Below are 15,213 nucleotides of genomic sequence, written 5' to 3'. Positions count from 1 at the left end.
CCGCACCTCCTTGTTCTCCCGCGAAGGCGGGAGCCCAGTCTGGGTCCCCGCCTTCGCGGGGAAACAGGTCTCGGTTAGAAAATCGATCCCGCCAGGATCAGCAGCATCTTGGTATCGATCGCCACGCCAGCGACCCGCTTCTCGGCCACGAATGCCGGCACGTCCGCCAGCGGCACCCGGTGCACGGTGATGTTCTCGTCGCCATCCCCGCCGCCGTCAGCGACCTTCGTGAGCCCGGTGGCGCGGACCAGCGTGAAGCATTCCGACGTCATCCCAGGCGACGAATAGAACACACCAAGGTCCTCGATCGCGTCCGCGCGGTAGCCGGTCTCTTCCTCCAGTTCGCGGCCAGCGGCCACCGCGACGCTCTCGCCCGCGGTTTCGTCACCGACCAGCCCGGCCGGCAGTTCGAGACACGCGCGGCCCAGCGGCACGCGGAACTGCTCCACCAGGATCACGTCGCCGTCGTCGATCGCGACGATCACCGCCGCCGCGATCTCGCCCTGGCGCGCCGCGAATTCCCACGTGCCTTCGGTCTGCACGGTCAGGAATTTCCCAGCCCATACGGTCTTGCTCATAATTCGATCAGCCTGTCCGGAAGTTCGTTCACCGGCGCACCGGTGCGGGGGAAATGTTCGGCGAGCACCGCCCCGATCTGCGCGACCGCATCCGCCATCCCGTCGGCGGGGCGATCGTCGCGGACGCCGGCCAGCACCGCCGCCATCGCCGCGCCCCAGGTTTCGTTCGGCACGCGCGAATGGATCGCATCGTCGGCGATGATCTCCGCGCGGTGCTCGGCCAGCGACAGGTATAGCAGTACGCCGGTCGAGCCCTTGGTGCGCTTCTCGGCCCCCGCACGGAACAGGAGTAGAGCCCGCCGCCGCACGCGCCGCGCCTTGGTCGCGCCCGGCGTCAGCGCGAGCCGCGCCGGCGTCCACGCTAGCACCAGCCGCACCGCCAGGAACACCAGGGTCACCAGCACCAGTACGTACAGTGCACCCTGCGGAGCCGCCTGCCAGGGATCGACCCGCGCGTAGATATGGTCCGCTGCGACCGGGTGGTACGCGACCAGCGCCAGCGTCAGCAGCATCGCCAGCACGCCCCAGTGCATCGATACGTCGTGATAGGCATCGGACTGCCGCGCGACGATCGTGACGATCTCGCCGGTCGTCGCGGTCTCCGCCTGGGTGACCGCCGCCGTGACGCGGTCGTGGTCGGTGTCGCTCAACCGCATGTCACCATCCCCCCGATGCGCCGCCGCCGCCGCCGGATCCACCGCCGCCGCCGCCAAAACCACCGCCGCCCCAGCCGCCGCCGCCGCTGTCGCCACCGCCACCCCAGCTTCCGCCGCCGCCATTACCGCCGCCACGAGTCATCGCGTCGGCGATGCTCCACAACACGATTGGCAAGGCACCGCTGCCACCGCCGCGCCCTCCATCGGTGTAGCGTTGTCCGCCCGCGCGCCGCGAAATCATCGGAATGACGATCGCCGCCAGCACGATTCCGAAAAAGATCAGCCCGATCGGCACGCCGCCGCCACCCGAATTGGAGCGACGATGCGTCTTGTCATACTCCGCCGCCGCCGCCGTAACCTTCGCGCGCGCCTCCGCATCGGGCAGCGCAAGCTGGTCTGCCACCGCGTTGGTCCCCGCGACGATCCCGCCCGGGATGTCCCCCGCCTTGAAACGCGGCAGGATGTCCTGGTTGATGACGACGCTGGAGAACGCGTCGGTCAGCACCGGCTCAAGCCCGTAGCCGACCTCGATCCGCACCTTCCGGTCGTTCGGCGCGACCAGCAGGATCGCGCCGTTGTTCGCGTCCTTCAACCCGACGCCCCAGCTTCGGATCAACCGATTGCCGTAATCCTCGATCGGATAGCCTTCGAGATCCGGCACCGTCGCGACCACCAGCTGGTTGCCGGTCGTCTTTTGCAGGTCGTCGAGCCGCTTGGTCAGCGCCGCTTCCTGATCGGGCGGGATGACGTTCGCGCTATCGACGACGAAGCCGGTGAACTTGGGAAAGGTCTGCGCGGTCGCAGCATTGCTTCCCAGCAACACCGCGAACGCGAGCGTCAGGAGATGGCGGAGCATGATGCCCCGATCAGCTCGCGTTGCCGAAGTTCACCGTCGGTGCGGTCTCGGCACCCGGCGTGGTCGCCGCGAACGGCACCATCGGCTTGGCGCCATAGAAGATCTTCGCGCCGACCGCGTCGGGGAAGGTGCGGATCTTGGTATTATACGCCTGCACCGCGCCGTTGTAATCGCGCCGCGCGATCGTGATGCGGTTCTCGGTGCCCTCGAGCTGGCTCATCAGCGTGGTGTAGTTGCCCTGGCTCTTCAGCTCGGGATACGCCTCCTGCAAGCGCTGGAGCGACACGCCGACGGCACCCTGGACGCGCTGATACTGCTCCATTTTCGCCGGATCGGAGAGATCGGCTGCCGAAACCTGGACCGAGTTCGCAGCCGAGCGCGCCTGAGTCACCTGGACGAGGATGTCCTTTTCCTGCGCGCCTGCCGCCTTCACGGTCGCGACGAGGTTGGGGATCAGGTCGGCGCGGCGTTGATAATTGTTCTGGACGTCGGCCCAGCGTGCCTTGGCGGTCTCTTCCGCGGTCGGGATGCTGTTGATCCCGCACCCGGCCAGCGCCGATGCGAGGAGGATCGCGGCGGTACCGCGGGCGATTGGGGCACGTGACATCGGGGCTCTCCTGAATACCTGTGTCACCCTCATAGGACAGTCCGCAGGGTTGGCGAAACCGAAATCGATGGTTAGCGTCGGTGGGGCAACAGAGGGGGCGTAGATGCTCAAGGAATTCAAGGCGTTCATCATGCGCGGCAACGTGCTCGATCTCGCCATCGCGGTGATCATCGGGGCGGCGTTCGGCAAGATCGTCACGTCGCTGACCGACGACGTGCTGATGCCGGTGATCGGCAAGATCTTCGGCGGGCTCGATTTCTCGAGCTATTTCTGGCGGATGGGGCCGGTGCCGGCAAACTATGCGGGCTCGCTGAGCGATTACGCGGCGCTCAAGAAGGCCGGTGTGCCGCTGCTCGGCTATGGCGCGTTCGCGACGCAGCTGGTCAATTTCGTGATCGTCGCGGGGATCATCTTCATGATCCTGCGCGTGGTGAACCGGACGGCGGCGCTGATCGAGCGCGAGACGGCGCGGTTGAAGCGTGAGGAAGAGGCGGTGGTCGTCGCGCCTGCGCCGGAGCCGGTCGAGATCGCGCTGCTCCGCGAGATCCGCGACGAGTTGAAGGCGCGGGGGTGACGTACCTGTCCCTCGCCCCTGCGGGGAGAGGGAAGGAGGAGCCTTGGGCGACGGAAGGGTGAGGGGCGTGAGGCTTGGGACGTTACATCTTAACTCCCCCTCATCCGGCGCTGCCGCGCCACCTTCTCCCCGAGGGGAGAAGGACAGAGTTACGCCGCGACCAGATCCTCGGCGTTGGCATCCGCCAGGCTGGTACCATCGAGGATCCGCGCAGTCTCGTCGCGCACGCGCATCATCGCAAAGCGGATCGCGCAGTCGGCTTCGCTCTTGCAGTCGAGGCACGGCCGGTACGCGGTCCGGCTCACGCACGGCACCAGCGCCAGCGGGCCCTCGATGATCCGGATAATCTCGCCGAGCGAAATCAGATGGCTCGGCCGCGACAGGCGGTAGCCGCCCATCTTGCCGCGATGGCTGTGGAGCAAGCCGGACTCGCGCAGGTCGGCGAGAATCAGCTCGAGGAATTTGCGCGGCACGTTCGCCTCGGCGGCGATGCGGGTCATCGGGATGGGAGGGCCACCGACGGGGGCGCCGCCAAGGAAGATCATCGCGCGGAGCGCGTAGCGGGAGCGCTGCGTCAACATAATGCAGGTTGCTATGCACGCGCTTTGTGGCGAGCGAAAGGCGGTTTGGCACGCTGTGTGCTAACCCATCGGCGATTTATCCAGGGGAGGGCGCCCACCGCGCCAGTCTTTTCATTTGGCCGGGCTTTTCAGATCGATGCGGCCCCCCTATATCGGTCATGCCATCGGGGGAATCTTCTCTTGGCGGCTATGGCGATAAACCGTGGCGTGTCATAGACACAGCGGACCCGGGGGCAGTACCCGGCGACTCCACCACCGCCCTCTTCGCAAGAGGGGGGCGATGACGGGGTCGAACTAGGATCGACGTGTGTTCAACGACGCTATGTTTCGCTCGGAATGGGACCACCGCAACGGCCCATACACAAGTGCCAACGATAACGAAGCACTCGCAATTGCCGCATAACTGACGGTCTAACGACCTAGGTTATACGGACGAAAGCGCGGTTCGGGCCACACCGGGCAACAGAAGTGGACACCGGCGGTACGGGGGGCACCGAGCAACAGAAGCTCCCCACTAACCTTACATTTTGGCCCCGATCAGGCAGCAAGGCGCTCGACCAGTCGCAGTACCGGCGGGCTGAAGCCGAGCGGGCCGACCAGCACGTTGGTCACCACCAGCACGCCGCCGCCCCAGTAATAGGCCGGATGTATCTTCCCGCGCAGGCGCAAGTCGGAGATCATCCCTGCGATGACGAACACCGCCATCGACGCGAACACCGCGAGCGGCGCGAACTGGCCAAGCAGCGGCATCGGCAGGATCCGCCCGAGCGCCGGCGACATGACCAGGATCGTGCCGCATAGCATCAGTCGCTTGTGCCAAGCAGCCTGTTTCCGCAGCGCGATAGCCCAAGCGGTCAGGATGCCGAACCCGATCACCCCCAGGACGTCGAGCACGAGGAAAATGCCCGGTGGAAAGAACGGCGGTACGCGGTGCTGCTGGATCGCTGCGACTGTGGTGACGATGCCCAGTACGACCATCGACGCTGCGATAACGGCGCCGAGTACGCCGAGTTGTCGATGCCAAGTGATCGATCCCCGAACGACCAGCCAGTTCTGCACGACGTAGAGAATGATCCACGCCAGAAATGCGGCGGCGTGCAGATGAACTTGCAAGGGCAGTTCGAGAAACGTCCAATTCATTCGCGCGGCATTCAGCGTGAAGCCGAAGATCACCGTGACGGCGATCGCTATCGCCATGCCGAGGAAGAAGCGACGCTCGCTCGCGACGACATTCCGTTGCGCAGGCCGTACACTATTTAACGATGCCATTGGACCGCCCCCGCGAGTCGATGCTCAAGCGATGGACGATGGCCCTAATACTGATAACGGGCAATACTCATGACGAATGAGGACTGCCTCGACTAGTAGATGTAAGATCCTGAATACTCTTCCAGTCCGTTAACTGCTCAGAGTTGCAGGAGCTTGCTGAGTTGTGCGCCGGTATAGGGCTTCTGCACGAACCGCGCGGCCTTGGGCAGCGCCTCGGTGGTGCCGTTGTCGGCACCCGACGTGACCAGGATCGCGATATCGGGGCGTTGAGCGTGCACGGCATTGGCGAGGTCGATGCCGTTCAGGTCTCCCGGCATGCGGACGTCGGTGAACAGCGCGGCGATATCGGGCCGCTCTTCGAGCTTCGCCAAGGCGTCGGCCGCGTTGCTGGCTTCGACGACTTCATAGCCGGCATCCTCCAGCGCGAGGTTGGAATGGACCCGGACGAGGGCATCGTCATCGACGACGAGAATAACGGACTTCGCAATGGCATTCATACCGGTTCGAACATCCGGCATGCCGCTCCGTTCCAATATAAGTCATGTTCTCAAGGCATAACGGGGCAAAGCGAGCCTGACATGAGAAAGGGGCCCGGTTTCCCGAGCCCCTCCATCACTGCCGTCAGGCCGTAAAGGCTTAGTCGCGATCGCCGGTCAGGAACGCCGGCGCGAACTCGGGAGCCTTGTCGCCGTCGGTGCGTGCAGCACGCTCGCCGCCACCGTTGCCGCCGCCGTCACGACGCGGACCACGGCCACCGCCGTTGCCGCCAGCGTCACGGCCACCATCGCCGTCACGACGCGGACCACGCGAGCCGCGATCGCCGCCGCCGCCTTCGCCGCGCGGACCACGACCGCCGCCGCCGTTGCCGGCATCACGGCCGCCATCGCCGTCACGACGCGGACCGCGCGGACCACGATCACCACCCTCACGGGGCTCACGTGCAGGACGCGTGTCCTCCAGCTCTTCGCCGGTCGTCTGGTCGACGACGCGCATCGACAGGCGAACCTTGCCGCGCGGATCGATCTCGAGAACCTTGACCTTGACCTCCTGGCCTTCGGTCAGGGCGTCCGAGACCTTCTCGACGCGCTCGTTCTTGATTTCGGACACGTGGACGAGACCGTCCTTGCCACCCATGAAGTTCACGAACGCCCCGAAATCGACCAGGTTGACGACCTTGCCGTCATAGACCTTGCCGACTTCGGCTTCCTCGACGAGGCCCTTGATCCACTTGATCGCGGCTTCGATCTGCGCGGGGTCGGACGACGACACCTTGATCACGCCCTCGTCGTCGATGTCGACCTTGGCGCCGGTCTGCGCGACGATCTCGCGGATCACCTTGCCGCCGGTGCCGATGACTTCACGGATCTTCGACTTGTCGATCTGGAAGCTCTCGATGCGCGGTGCGTGCGCCGACAGTTCCTCACGGGTGTGGTCGAGCGCCTTGGCCATCTCGCCCAGGATGTGCGCGCGGCCTTCCTTGGCCTGCGCCAGCGCCTTGCCCATGATCTCCTCGGTGATGCCGGCGATCTTGATGTCCATCTGCATCGTGGTGATGCCCTCGGACGTGCCCGCGACCTTGAAGTCCATGTCGCCGAGGTGATCCTCGTCGCCGAGGATGTCCGAGAGAACCGCGAAGTTCTTGCCCTCGAGGATCAGGCCCATCGCGATGCCCGACACCGGACGCTTCAGCGGAACGCCGGCATCCATCATGCTCAGCGAACCGCCGCAGACCGTCGCCATCGACGACGAACCGTTGCTCTCCGTGATGTCCGACAGGACGCGGATCGTATACGGGAACTCTTCCTTGGTCGGCAGCACCGGGTGCAGCGCGCGCCATGCGAGCTTGCCGTGACCGACTTCGCGACGACCCGGCGCACCGAAGCGACCGACTTCACCAACCGAATAGGGAGGGAAGTTGTAGTGCAGCATGAAGTTTTCGTACGACAGCCCGTTGAGGCCGTCGATCATCTGCTCTGCATCGCGCGTACCGAGCGTGGTGGTGCAGATCGACTGCGTCTCGCCGCGCGTGAACAGCGCCGAGCCGTGCGTGCGCGGGAGGAAGTGGACCATCGCCTCGATCGGACGGATCTGCGTGGTGGTGCGGCCGTCGATGCGCGTGCCGTCCTTGAGGATGGCGCCGCGGACGATCTCCGCCTCCAGCTTCTTCATCAGCTTGCCGGCTGCCATCTGGTCCTGCGGCGACGCGTCCGCAAAGGCGGTCTTGCCCTTCGCACGAGCGGCATTCAGCAGGTCCGAACGCTTGGACTTGTCGGTCACCTTGTAGGCGGCCGCGATGTCCTTGCCGATCAGCTTCTTCAGCTTGTCCTTGGCGGTCGACAGGTCGGCCTGCTCGGCCATTTCCCAAGGATCCTTGGCAGCCATTTCGGCCAGATCGATGATCAGGTTCGCGGCTTCACGGCAGGCCTTGTGGGCGAACTGCACGGCGCCGAGCATGATCTCTTCCGAAAGCTCCTTGGCTTCCGATTCGACCATCATCACGGCCTGGCCGGTGGCGGCGACGACGAGGTCGAGATCGCCAGCCTTGGCTTCTTCCAGCGTCGGGTTGAGGATGTACGCGCCATCGACGTAACCGACGCGCGCTGCGCCGATCGGGCCCATGAACGGCACGCCCGAGATCGTCAGCGCAGCGGAGGCCGCGACCATCGCGAGGACGTCCGGCTCGTTCTCGCCGTCATACGACAGAACCTGGCAGATCACGTTGATCTCGTTGTAGAAACCCTCTGGGAAGAGGGGACGGATCGGGCGATCGATGAGACGGCTGGTCAGCGTCTCCTTTTCGGTCGCGCCGCGCTCACGCTTGAAGAAGCCGCCGGGAATGCGGCCGCTCGCGGAGAACTTCTCCTGGTAATGGACGGTGAGCGGGAAGAAATCCTGCCCTTCCTTGACGGTCCGAGCCGCCGTCACGGCGCACAGAACGACGGTCTCGCCGAGGGTGGCGAGGACTGCGCCGTTGGCCTGGCGCGCAACGCGGCCGGTCTCGAGCGTCAGCGTCTTGCCGCCCCACTGGGCGCTTACGGTCTTGGTATCGAACATTCTTTTTCCTTCACTCCAAACGCCAGATGCGTTTGGGGCCTATGTGCGGGCTTAGCCGGCCCGCGGCGGTGTGGGATGAATTGTCATCCCAGAAGGGGTGGCCGAATTGCCGTCCCTCCATTTGCTGTTCCCCCGCGGCAGGGCCCCATCAAAGTATTACTTTGATGGGTGTCCGAAGGCGGGGGTCCAGTTTGGACTCCCGCCTTCGCGGGAGAACAACCCTATATACGAAAACGGCCCCCCGAGGGGAGCCGTCTAAGTTACTTGCGGAGACCGAGCTTCGCGATCAGATCCAGATAGCGCTGGCCGTCCTTGTGACGGAGATAATCCAGCAGCGTCCGGCGCTTGTTGACCATCATGAGAAGACCACGACGCGAGTGGTTGTCCTTCTTGTGGCCCTTGAAATGCTCGGTCAGGTTCTTGATGCGCTCGGTCAGGATCGCGACCTGGACTTCCGGCGAACCGGTGTCACCCTCGGCGCGCGAATGCTCCTTGACGAGCTCGGTCTTGCGTTCAGCGGTAATCGTCATGAATTCATGTCCTCGACATCACAGATTGAAACCGCGAACGACCCGGACGTCTCCGTCCTCGACCTCGACCAGCGCGACCGGGACAGCGTCCAGTTCGGCGAAGTATTGGCCATCGTCTGCGGCGATCCCGGCCAAGATACGCCCCTGTCGGAGCGCCCCTGCCTGGTCGGGGGTGAGGGAGAGAGCCGGGATGTCGTCCAGCGCCACCCTCAAGGGCAGAAGTACATCTTCAAGCGCGGAGGCCTTAGCGAGTTCGTCCAGTTTGTCCAGCGATATCGCGGACGTGAGGTCGAACGGACCAGCCTTGGTGCGGCGCAGCATGGTGACGTGGCCGACGGTGCCGAGTGCGAGCGCGATGTCGCGCGCGAGGGAGCGGATGTAGGTGCCCTTGGACACATGCGCGGTAAGCGTGATCTCATCGAGCGGCATGTGGGGCAGGGGTGCATCCTGCAATTCCTCCCCGGCACGGGGAGGGGGACCCCCGTCCGCTTGGACGGGGGTGGAGGGGGGCTCGCTACCAAGGGAACGCTCGCGGAAGCCCCCCTCCACCAGCTGCGCTGGTCCCCCTCCCCGTAACGGCGAGGATAGCGAATAAATCGTCACGTCCCGGCTGGCCAGCACAACCTCATGCCCGGCCCGAGCCAAGTCATAAGCCCGCTCCCCATCCACCTTCAGCGCGGAGTACGCCGGCGGCACCTGAGAAATCGGCCCGGTAAACTGCGCCAACACCGCCTCGACCGCCGCCAGAGTTGGCCGCACATCGGAAGTCGCAATGCTCACGCCCTCCGCATCAAGCGTATCCGTCTGAACCCCGAACATCACCGTAAAATCATAGGTCTTGTCGCTATCGAGCATCCGCCCGGCAAGCTTGGTCGCCTCCCCAACGGCAATCGGCAGAACCCCGGTGGCGAGCGGATCGAGCGTCCCCCCATGCCCCACCTTGAACTTCCCATATCCGCCGCTACGCAAGGCACGCTTCACCGCCGATACCCCCTGCGTCGAGCCAAGCCCCAGCGGCTTGTCGAGAATGATCCAGCCATGCATGCGTTGAGTCCTAGAATTCAATTCAGGCGGGAGCGGCCGCCCATCTACGGGGAGGGATAAAGCCTACCCCAAAGCCTCACAGAAATGTCGCCGACACAGCGCAACATACCGGTCGTTCCCGCCGATCTCCGTCTGCTGCCCTTCGGCAATCGCCCGCCCGCTCCCATCGACCCGCAGGTTCATCGTCGCCTTGCGTCCGCACATGCAAACCGATTTGATCTCCACCAGCGAGTCCGCCAGCGCGAGCAACCGCGCCGACCCGGGAAACAGCGCGCCCTGGAAATCGGTCCGCAACCCGTAGGCCAGCACCGGTATCCCAACCACGTCGCAGATATGCGCGAGCTGATCCACCTGTGCCGAAGTTAGAAACTGCGCCTCATCCACCAGCACGCACGAGATCGCGTCCTCGCCGTGCTGCCGAGCCACGCAGGCCCCGATATCCGTCCCCGCATCGAACGCGATCGCCGGCGCCTCCAGCCCGATCCGCGACGTGATCGTCCCCGCCGCGAACCGATCGTCTACGCCCGCGGTAAACAGCATCGTCCGCATCCCCCGCTCGCGGTAGTTGAAGTCCGCCTGCAACAGGTTCGTCGACTTCCCCGCGTTCATGGAGGCGTAGTAGAAATACAGCTTGGCCATCAGATCAGTGTCTCGACAGGTACCAGCGATTGCCCTGCATAGGTCGCGATTCCCCGATCGAACGTCACGAAGCCATCAGCAACAGAGCGTGCTGAAACAAGGTGGATCATATCGGCCCAATCCGCCCCTGATCGGTATCGCGCGACTGCCCAGGCCAAACCATCGCGATCCGCGGTATGGATAGTCCCCAACTCAAGCAGCGTTTCAATCGCATCGGCCACCATCGCGCGACCAAGTGCGGCGCGCTTCGATAGCACCCATCCGAGTTCGAGCCAGACGGTCAGGCTCACCCAGACCGGTGCGCCAAGTATTTCAGATGCCATTGCCGACTGATGCTCGTCATCTGCCAAGATGAAACGCGCGAGAATGTTGGTATCGACGGCCTTCACGCGGAAAGACCGTCCTCGTCGAAATCGGGCGACCAACTCAGTTGCTCGATAGGAATGGCTGGCCCCTCGTACCGAACGCGGGCACGCAGATCGGCCATTACCTCGGCGACACTCTTTCCGGTCGTCCTACCCGTTGGTCGCAACACGATGTCCCCACCCGCTTGCAGGACGTTAAATTGCTGGCCTGGGTTCAAGCCGAGCGAGTCACGCACATCCTTTGGGATGACGACTTGACCCTTTTCCGACATTTTCGTCTGAGCATTCATCGCGGTAAGATGCGTCTTACCGCGCTAAAAGTCAATCTTCCGCCAGATCCCGCGCGATATGCGGGTCACGCAGCAGCGTGTCGATATGCGTGCCTTCGTCGAAACTCTCGTCCGCAAGGAACTTCAGCTTGGCGGCATACCGCATCTGCACCCGGTTCGCGACTTCGCGCTGGAGGTAGGCGGTGTTGGTGCGGAGCGCCTTCAGCACCTTTTCCTCGTCCTTGCCGAGCAACGGCTTCACGAAGACGGTGGCGTGGCGGAGGTCCGGCGACATGCGGACTTCGGTGATCGTCACGAGGTGCTTTTCGAGCACCGGATCGTGGACGTCGCCGCGCGCGAGGATGTCGGACAGCGCATGACGCGCCTGTTCGCCGACTCGCAACGAGCGGACGGCTTTTGCTTCTGGGGTATCGGTCTTCATCTTAAGCTCCCTCTCCCCCTCGGGGAGAGGGCGGGGGTGAGGGGTGCCACATACGCCAGCGCCGGGGACAGCCCCTCACCCAACCCTCTCCCCGCAGGGGAGAGGGCTTTAGTAGTTACAAGGTACGTTCGCGCATCTCGACTTCGAACGTCTCAAGGACGTCGCCGGCCTTGATGTCGACGAAGTTCGACGTGAACGTCACGCCGCACTCCAGCCCCGCACGGACCTCGGCGACATCATCCTTGAAGCGACGCAGCGATGCGATTTCGCCCTGATAGATAATAACGTCGTTGCGCGTGATGCGTGCCTTGAGCGCCTTGCGGATGTTGCCCTCGGTGACGAGCAGACCTGCCGCCTTGCCGTGCTTGCCCGCCGAGAAGACCTCGCGGATATCGGCACGACCGACGACCGTCTCGAACGCTTCCGGCCCAAGCTCGCCTGCCATCCCCGCCCGGATCTCGTCGATCAGGTCGTAGATCACGTCATAATACTTGAACGCGACCTTCTGGCGCTCGGCAATCTCGCGTGCCTTGGCGTTCGGACGAACGTTGAAGCCGATGATCGGTGCACCCGATGCGGCCGCCAGGGTGACGTCCGACTCGGTGATGCCGCCGACGCCCGAGCTCAGCACGCGTGCCTTGATCAGGTCGGTGGAGATCTTGTTGATCGCCCCGACGATCGCCTCGACCGTGCCCTGCGTATCCGCCTTCACGACCAGCGGATATTCGATCGCCTGCTTTTCCTTCAGCGCCGAGAACATGCTCTCGAGGCTGGCAGGAACCGAAGCCGTCCGCTTGTCGGTCTTCACGCTGCGACGATATTCCGCGACTTCGCGGGCCCGTGCCTCGTTCTCGACCACCTGGAACGGATCGCCCGCCTGCGGAACACCCGACAGACCGAGGACCTCGACCGGCATCGCCGGACCGGCTTCCTTGATCTGCTTGCCCTTGTCGTCGACCAGCGCCCGGACCTTGCCGCTCTCGCCGCCGACCACGAAGATGTCGCCGACCCGCAGCGTACCGCGGTTCACGAGGATCGTCGCGACGGGCCCGCGACCCTTGTCGAGCTTGGCCTCGATCACCGTACCCTCGGCGGCGCGGTCCGGATTGGCGCGCAGTTCGAGCAGTTCGGCCTGAAGCTGGATCTTCTCGATCAACGCATCGAGACCGATCTTCTTGGTCGCGGAGACTTCGACGTCCTGGACGTCGCCGCCCATGTCCTCGACCACGATCTCCTCGCTCAGCAGGCGCTCGCGCACCTTCTGGGCATTGGCGCCTTCCTTGTCGATCTTGTTGATCGCGACGATCATCGGCACGCCCGCCGCCTTGGTGTGGGCGATCGCCTCCACCGTCTGCGGCATCAGGCCGTCGTCCGCCGCCACCACCAGGATGACGATGTCGGTGACGTCCGCGCCACGCGCACGCATCTGCGTGAACGCCTCATGGCCCGGGGTGTCGAGGAAGGTGATCTTCGACTTGTCCTTCAGCGTGACCTGATACGCGCCGATATGCTGGGTGATGCCACCCGCTTCGCCGCGCACCACGTCGGTGCCGCGCAGGGCATCGAGCAGCGACGTCTTGCCGTGATCGACGTGGCCCATGATCGTGACGACCGGCGCGCGTGGGCGCAGCGTCTCCTCGGCGTCGTCGATCGTGTCGTTGGCCAGATCCTGGTCGACATCGCTGACGCGCGTCAGGTTGTGGCCGAACTCGGTGACGAGCAACTCGGCGGTATCCTGGTCGATCGTCTGCGTCATCGTGACGGGCATGCCCATCTTGAACAGCGCCTTGACGAGGTCGGCACCCTTCTCGGCCATGCGGTTGGCGAGTTCCTGCACCGTGATCGCCTCTGGGACGACGACGTCGCGGATCTGCTTGGCCTGCGCCTCGCGCGGACCACCGGTGCCACGACGCTCCTTCTCGCGCGCACGCTTCAGCGCGGCGAGCGAACGAGCGCGTGCGCCATCACCATCGCCGAGCGCGCGGTTGACGGTGAGCTTGCCCGAGGTGCGACGATCGTCGCCCTTGCGGTCACGCTGCTGGGGACGTGCTGGCACTGCGTCGCGACGGACGCCACCAGCCGGAGCGTTGACCCCCGTCGCGCCAGGGCGAGCCGCGGTCGTGCCGGCATTCGCAGCCGTGGTCGGCGCCGCGGCAGCGGGTGCTGCGACAGGCTTCGGCGGCGGCGGAGGACGCTCGGGACGCGCCACCGGCGAGAACCGGCGTGGTGCCGGGAACGCCGGATCGCGGGTCAGTTCGAGAATGGGCGGCGGTGCCGGCGGAGCGACGGGAGCCGGCGCAGGCTTGGGGGCCGGCGCAGGAGCAGCCACTACCGGAGCAGGCTTCGGTGCAGGCGCAGGTGCGGTGGCAACCGGTGCCGGGGCAGGAGCCGCAGCAACGGGGGCTTCGACCGGAGCCGGTGCAGGCGCTGGCGTCGGAGCCGCGACCGGAGCGGGAGCCGCTTCGACCACAGGAGCCGGTGCGGGCGCAGGGGCCTCGACGGGCTTCGGCGCCTTGGCCTCAGCCTCGGCACGCGCACGATCGGCGACGCGATTACGCTCGTCCTCGGCAGCCTTGGTACGCTCGGCTTCCTGGCGACGACGCCCTTCTTCCAGCGTGTTCATGCGCTGCTCTTCGGCCTCGCGGAGCAGCTTGGCCTGGCGCTCCTGCGGCGACAGATTGCTCTGCTGCTGGCGCACGGGGGCGGGCGCAGGCTGCGGTGCGCGCGCCTGCGGTGCCGGGGCTGCGGGGGCAGCCGCCGGGGCGGGCGCGGCAACCGGTGCGGCATCCGCGACCTGCACGTCGGGCTCGCCCGGACGGCGCAGGACGCGCGCGCGCTTGGTTTCCACGATCACCGTATTCGATCGGCCGTGGCTGAAGCTCTGCTTCACCTGGCCGGTCTCGACCGTGCGCTTCACACCCAAAGGTGCGCGCATGCCAAGTTTCGGCTTCTCGTTGTCCGTGTCGCTCACTCAAATTCCTCAGTCATGTCCACGGCCGGGCGTGTTCCGGTCGATCCGGACGCCTGTTGTATCGGTGGCGCCCCATTTTGTGGTGACGCCGATGCGCCCTGCGAGGCCGTTTCGCAAGACACGGAAGAAGGTTCGGGGCCGATAAAATGCAGCCAACGGTCGAGCGCTTCGCTCACCCGCTTTGCTGCAGCGCGGTCGGTCAGGCCAATGTGTACCACATTTTCCCGCCCCAGCGCCAACGCCAATATGGTGCGCGATACCGGGAGTGCCAACCCCCGCAAACCCGAGCCCTCGACATCGTTGCCGATGCGCCACGCCTGATCGAGCTTGCGGTTGCCATCCTCGGCCGCGTCGGACGCGTGATACAGCGCCTTCAGCTTGCCCTGGCGCGCGTTCTGCTCGATCCGGTCGGAGCCGATCAGCACCGTCCCCGAGCGCGATTCGAGCCCGAGCCGGTCGAGCGCGTTACGCTCCAGCGCGGACTCGATCTTGGCCGGAAGCTCGGGATTGATGGTGAACTCGCCGGTCTTGAACGCGCGGGAGAGAGCGCCCTTGAGCTTGCCCTTCTTGATCGCGACTTCGAGTTCGACTCGAGTCACGCCGATCCACGCGCCGCGGCCGGGAGCCTTGGCGCGAACGTCGGGAAGGATCTGGCCATCGGGCGACAACGCGAGTCGCACGAGGTGCGGCCTGGCGTCGCGTTCGCCCGAAAGAATGCACTTGCGAACGGGCTCATTCCCCTCCCGCGAGCGGGAGGGGTCAGGGGAGGGGCTATCCG

At 65.2% G+C, this 15,213-nt stretch carries 17 protein-coding genes and 1 other RNA gene; 2 read left to right on the top strand and 16 right to left on the bottom strand.

All coding sequences use genetic code 11. From position 1 onward, the window contains the following. Positions 1-74: 74 nt before the first annotated feature. The 4 genes from C8J42_RS16650 to C8J42_RS16635 are packed head-to-tail and all read right to left on the bottom strand — an operon-like array spanning position 75 to position 2,697. Positions 75-581, bottom strand: coding sequence for an NUDIX hydrolase (locus tag C8J42_RS16650; protein ID WP_133020986.1), 507 nt, complete (start codon positions 579-581; stop codon positions 75-77). Further along, entirely contained in the window at positions 575-1,234 is a 660-nt protein-coding gene (locus C8J42_RS16645) for a hypothetical protein (protein WP_133020958.1), read from the bottom strand. Before C8J42_RS16645 ends, C8J42_RS16650 begins: the two co-directional genes overlap by 7 nt. A gap of 1 nt (position 1,235) precedes the next feature. Next, a complete protein-coding gene (locus tag C8J42_RS16640) occupies positions 1,236-2,090 on the bottom strand; it encodes a TPM domain-containing protein (RefSeq protein ID WP_133020957.1) in 855 nt (284 codons plus the stop codon). A gap of 10 nt (positions 2,091-2,100) precedes the next feature. Further along, positions 2,101-2,697, bottom strand: a complete 597-nt coding sequence (locus tag C8J42_RS16635; RefSeq protein WP_056065884.1) for a LemA family protein — start codon at positions 2,695-2,697, stop codon at positions 2,101-2,103. A 103-nt stretch (positions 2,698-2,800) separates the two neighbouring features. Between C8J42_RS16635 and mscL the strand changes: the two genes are divergently transcribed. Beyond that, positions 2,801-3,271: a large conductance mechanosensitive channel protein MscL gene (gene mscL / locus C8J42_RS16630; protein ID WP_056065888.1), complete on the top strand. Its 471-nt coding sequence runs from the start codon at positions 2,801-2,803 to the stop codon at positions 3,269-3,271. 149 nt (positions 3,272-3,420) lie between these two features. On the opposite strand, the gene C8J42_RS16625 is transcribed toward mscL, so the two are convergent. Beyond that, on the bottom strand, positions 3,421-3,852 hold the full coding sequence (locus C8J42_RS16625) for an Rrf2 family transcriptional regulator (RefSeq protein ID WP_133020956.1): 432 nt from the start codon (positions 3,850-3,852) through the stop codon (positions 3,421-3,423). A gap of 121 nt (positions 3,853-3,973) precedes the next feature. On the opposite strand from C8J42_RS16625, the gene ssrA reads away from it, so the two are divergent. Beyond that, positions 3,974-4,329: a transfer-messenger RNA gene (gene ssrA, locus C8J42_RS16620) on the top strand. A 60-nt stretch (positions 4,330-4,389) separates the two neighbouring features. Here the strand turns inward: ssrA and C8J42_RS16615 are convergent. From C8J42_RS16615 to C8J42_RS16565, 11 genes are all read right to left on the bottom strand, one after another. Next, positions 4,390-5,121, bottom strand: a complete 732-nt coding sequence (locus tag C8J42_RS16615; RefSeq protein WP_133020955.1) for a hypothetical protein — start codon at positions 5,119-5,121, stop codon at positions 4,390-4,392. Positions 5,122-5,258: 137 nt separating this feature from the next. Further along, a complete protein-coding gene (locus C8J42_RS16610; protein ID WP_207897157.1) occupies positions 5,259-5,639 on the bottom strand; it encodes a response regulator in 381 nt (126 codons plus the stop codon). A 118-nt stretch (positions 5,640-5,757) separates the two neighbouring features. Next, positions 5,758-8,175 (bottom strand): polyribonucleotide nucleotidyltransferase, encoded by a 2,418-nt coding sequence (gene pnp, locus C8J42_RS16605; protein WP_133020954.1) that lies wholly within the window; start codon positions 8,173-8,175, stop codon positions 5,758-5,760. 260 nt (positions 8,176-8,435) lie between these two features. Then, a complete protein-coding gene (gene rpsO / locus C8J42_RS16600) occupies positions 8,436-8,705 on the bottom strand; it encodes a 30S ribosomal protein S15 (protein ID WP_055881152.1) in 270 nt (89 codons plus the stop codon). Between the two features lie 18 nt (positions 8,706-8,723). Further along, entirely contained in the window at positions 8,724-9,749 is a 1,026-nt protein-coding gene (gene truB / locus C8J42_RS16595) for a tRNA pseudouridine(55) synthase TruB (RefSeq protein WP_133020953.1), read from the bottom strand. A 63-nt stretch (positions 9,750-9,812) separates the two neighbouring features. Further along, positions 9,813-10,388, bottom strand: a complete 576-nt coding sequence (locus C8J42_RS16590; protein WP_133020952.1) for a thymidine kinase — start codon at positions 10,386-10,388, stop codon at positions 9,813-9,815. Then, positions 10,388-10,777 carry a type II toxin-antitoxin system VapC family toxin gene (locus C8J42_RS16585; protein WP_165895523.1) on the bottom strand — a complete coding sequence of 130 codons (390 nt, stop codon included), beginning with the start codon at positions 10,775-10,777 and terminating at the stop codon, positions 10,388-10,390. Before C8J42_RS16585 ends, C8J42_RS16590 begins: the two co-directional genes overlap by 1 nt. Further along, complete coding sequence (locus C8J42_RS16580; protein WP_133020950.1) at positions 10,774-11,043, bottom strand: AbrB/MazE/SpoVT family DNA-binding domain-containing protein; 270 nt, start codon at positions 11,041-11,043, stop codon at positions 10,774-10,776. Before C8J42_RS16580 ends, C8J42_RS16585 begins: the two co-directional genes overlap by 4 nt. A gap of 31 nt (positions 11,044-11,074) precedes the next feature. Next, on the bottom strand, positions 11,075-11,464 hold the full coding sequence (gene rbfA, locus C8J42_RS16575) for a 30S ribosome-binding factor RbfA (protein ID WP_133020949.1): 390 nt from the start codon (positions 11,462-11,464) through the stop codon (positions 11,075-11,077). Between the two features lie 115 nt (positions 11,465-11,579). Beyond that, complete coding sequence (infB, locus tag C8J42_RS16570) at positions 11,580-14,435, bottom strand: translation initiation factor IF-2 (protein ID WP_133020948.1); 2,856 nt, start codon at positions 14,433-14,435, stop codon at positions 11,580-11,582. Then, a complete protein-coding gene (locus C8J42_RS16565; protein WP_347812417.1) occupies positions 14,432-15,151 on the bottom strand; it encodes a DUF448 domain-containing protein in 720 nt (239 codons plus the stop codon). Before C8J42_RS16565 ends, infB begins: the two co-directional genes overlap by 4 nt. Positions 15,152-15,213: the final 62 nt, after the last annotated feature.

This window comes from Sphingomonas sp. PP-CE-1A-559 (assembly GCF_004340965.1).
GTDB lineage: Bacteria > Pseudomonadota > Alphaproteobacteria > Sphingomonadales > Sphingomonadaceae > Sphingomonas.
Note: the sequence above shows the minus strand (reverse complement) of the source record. Positions and strands in the feature narration are given on the sequence as shown.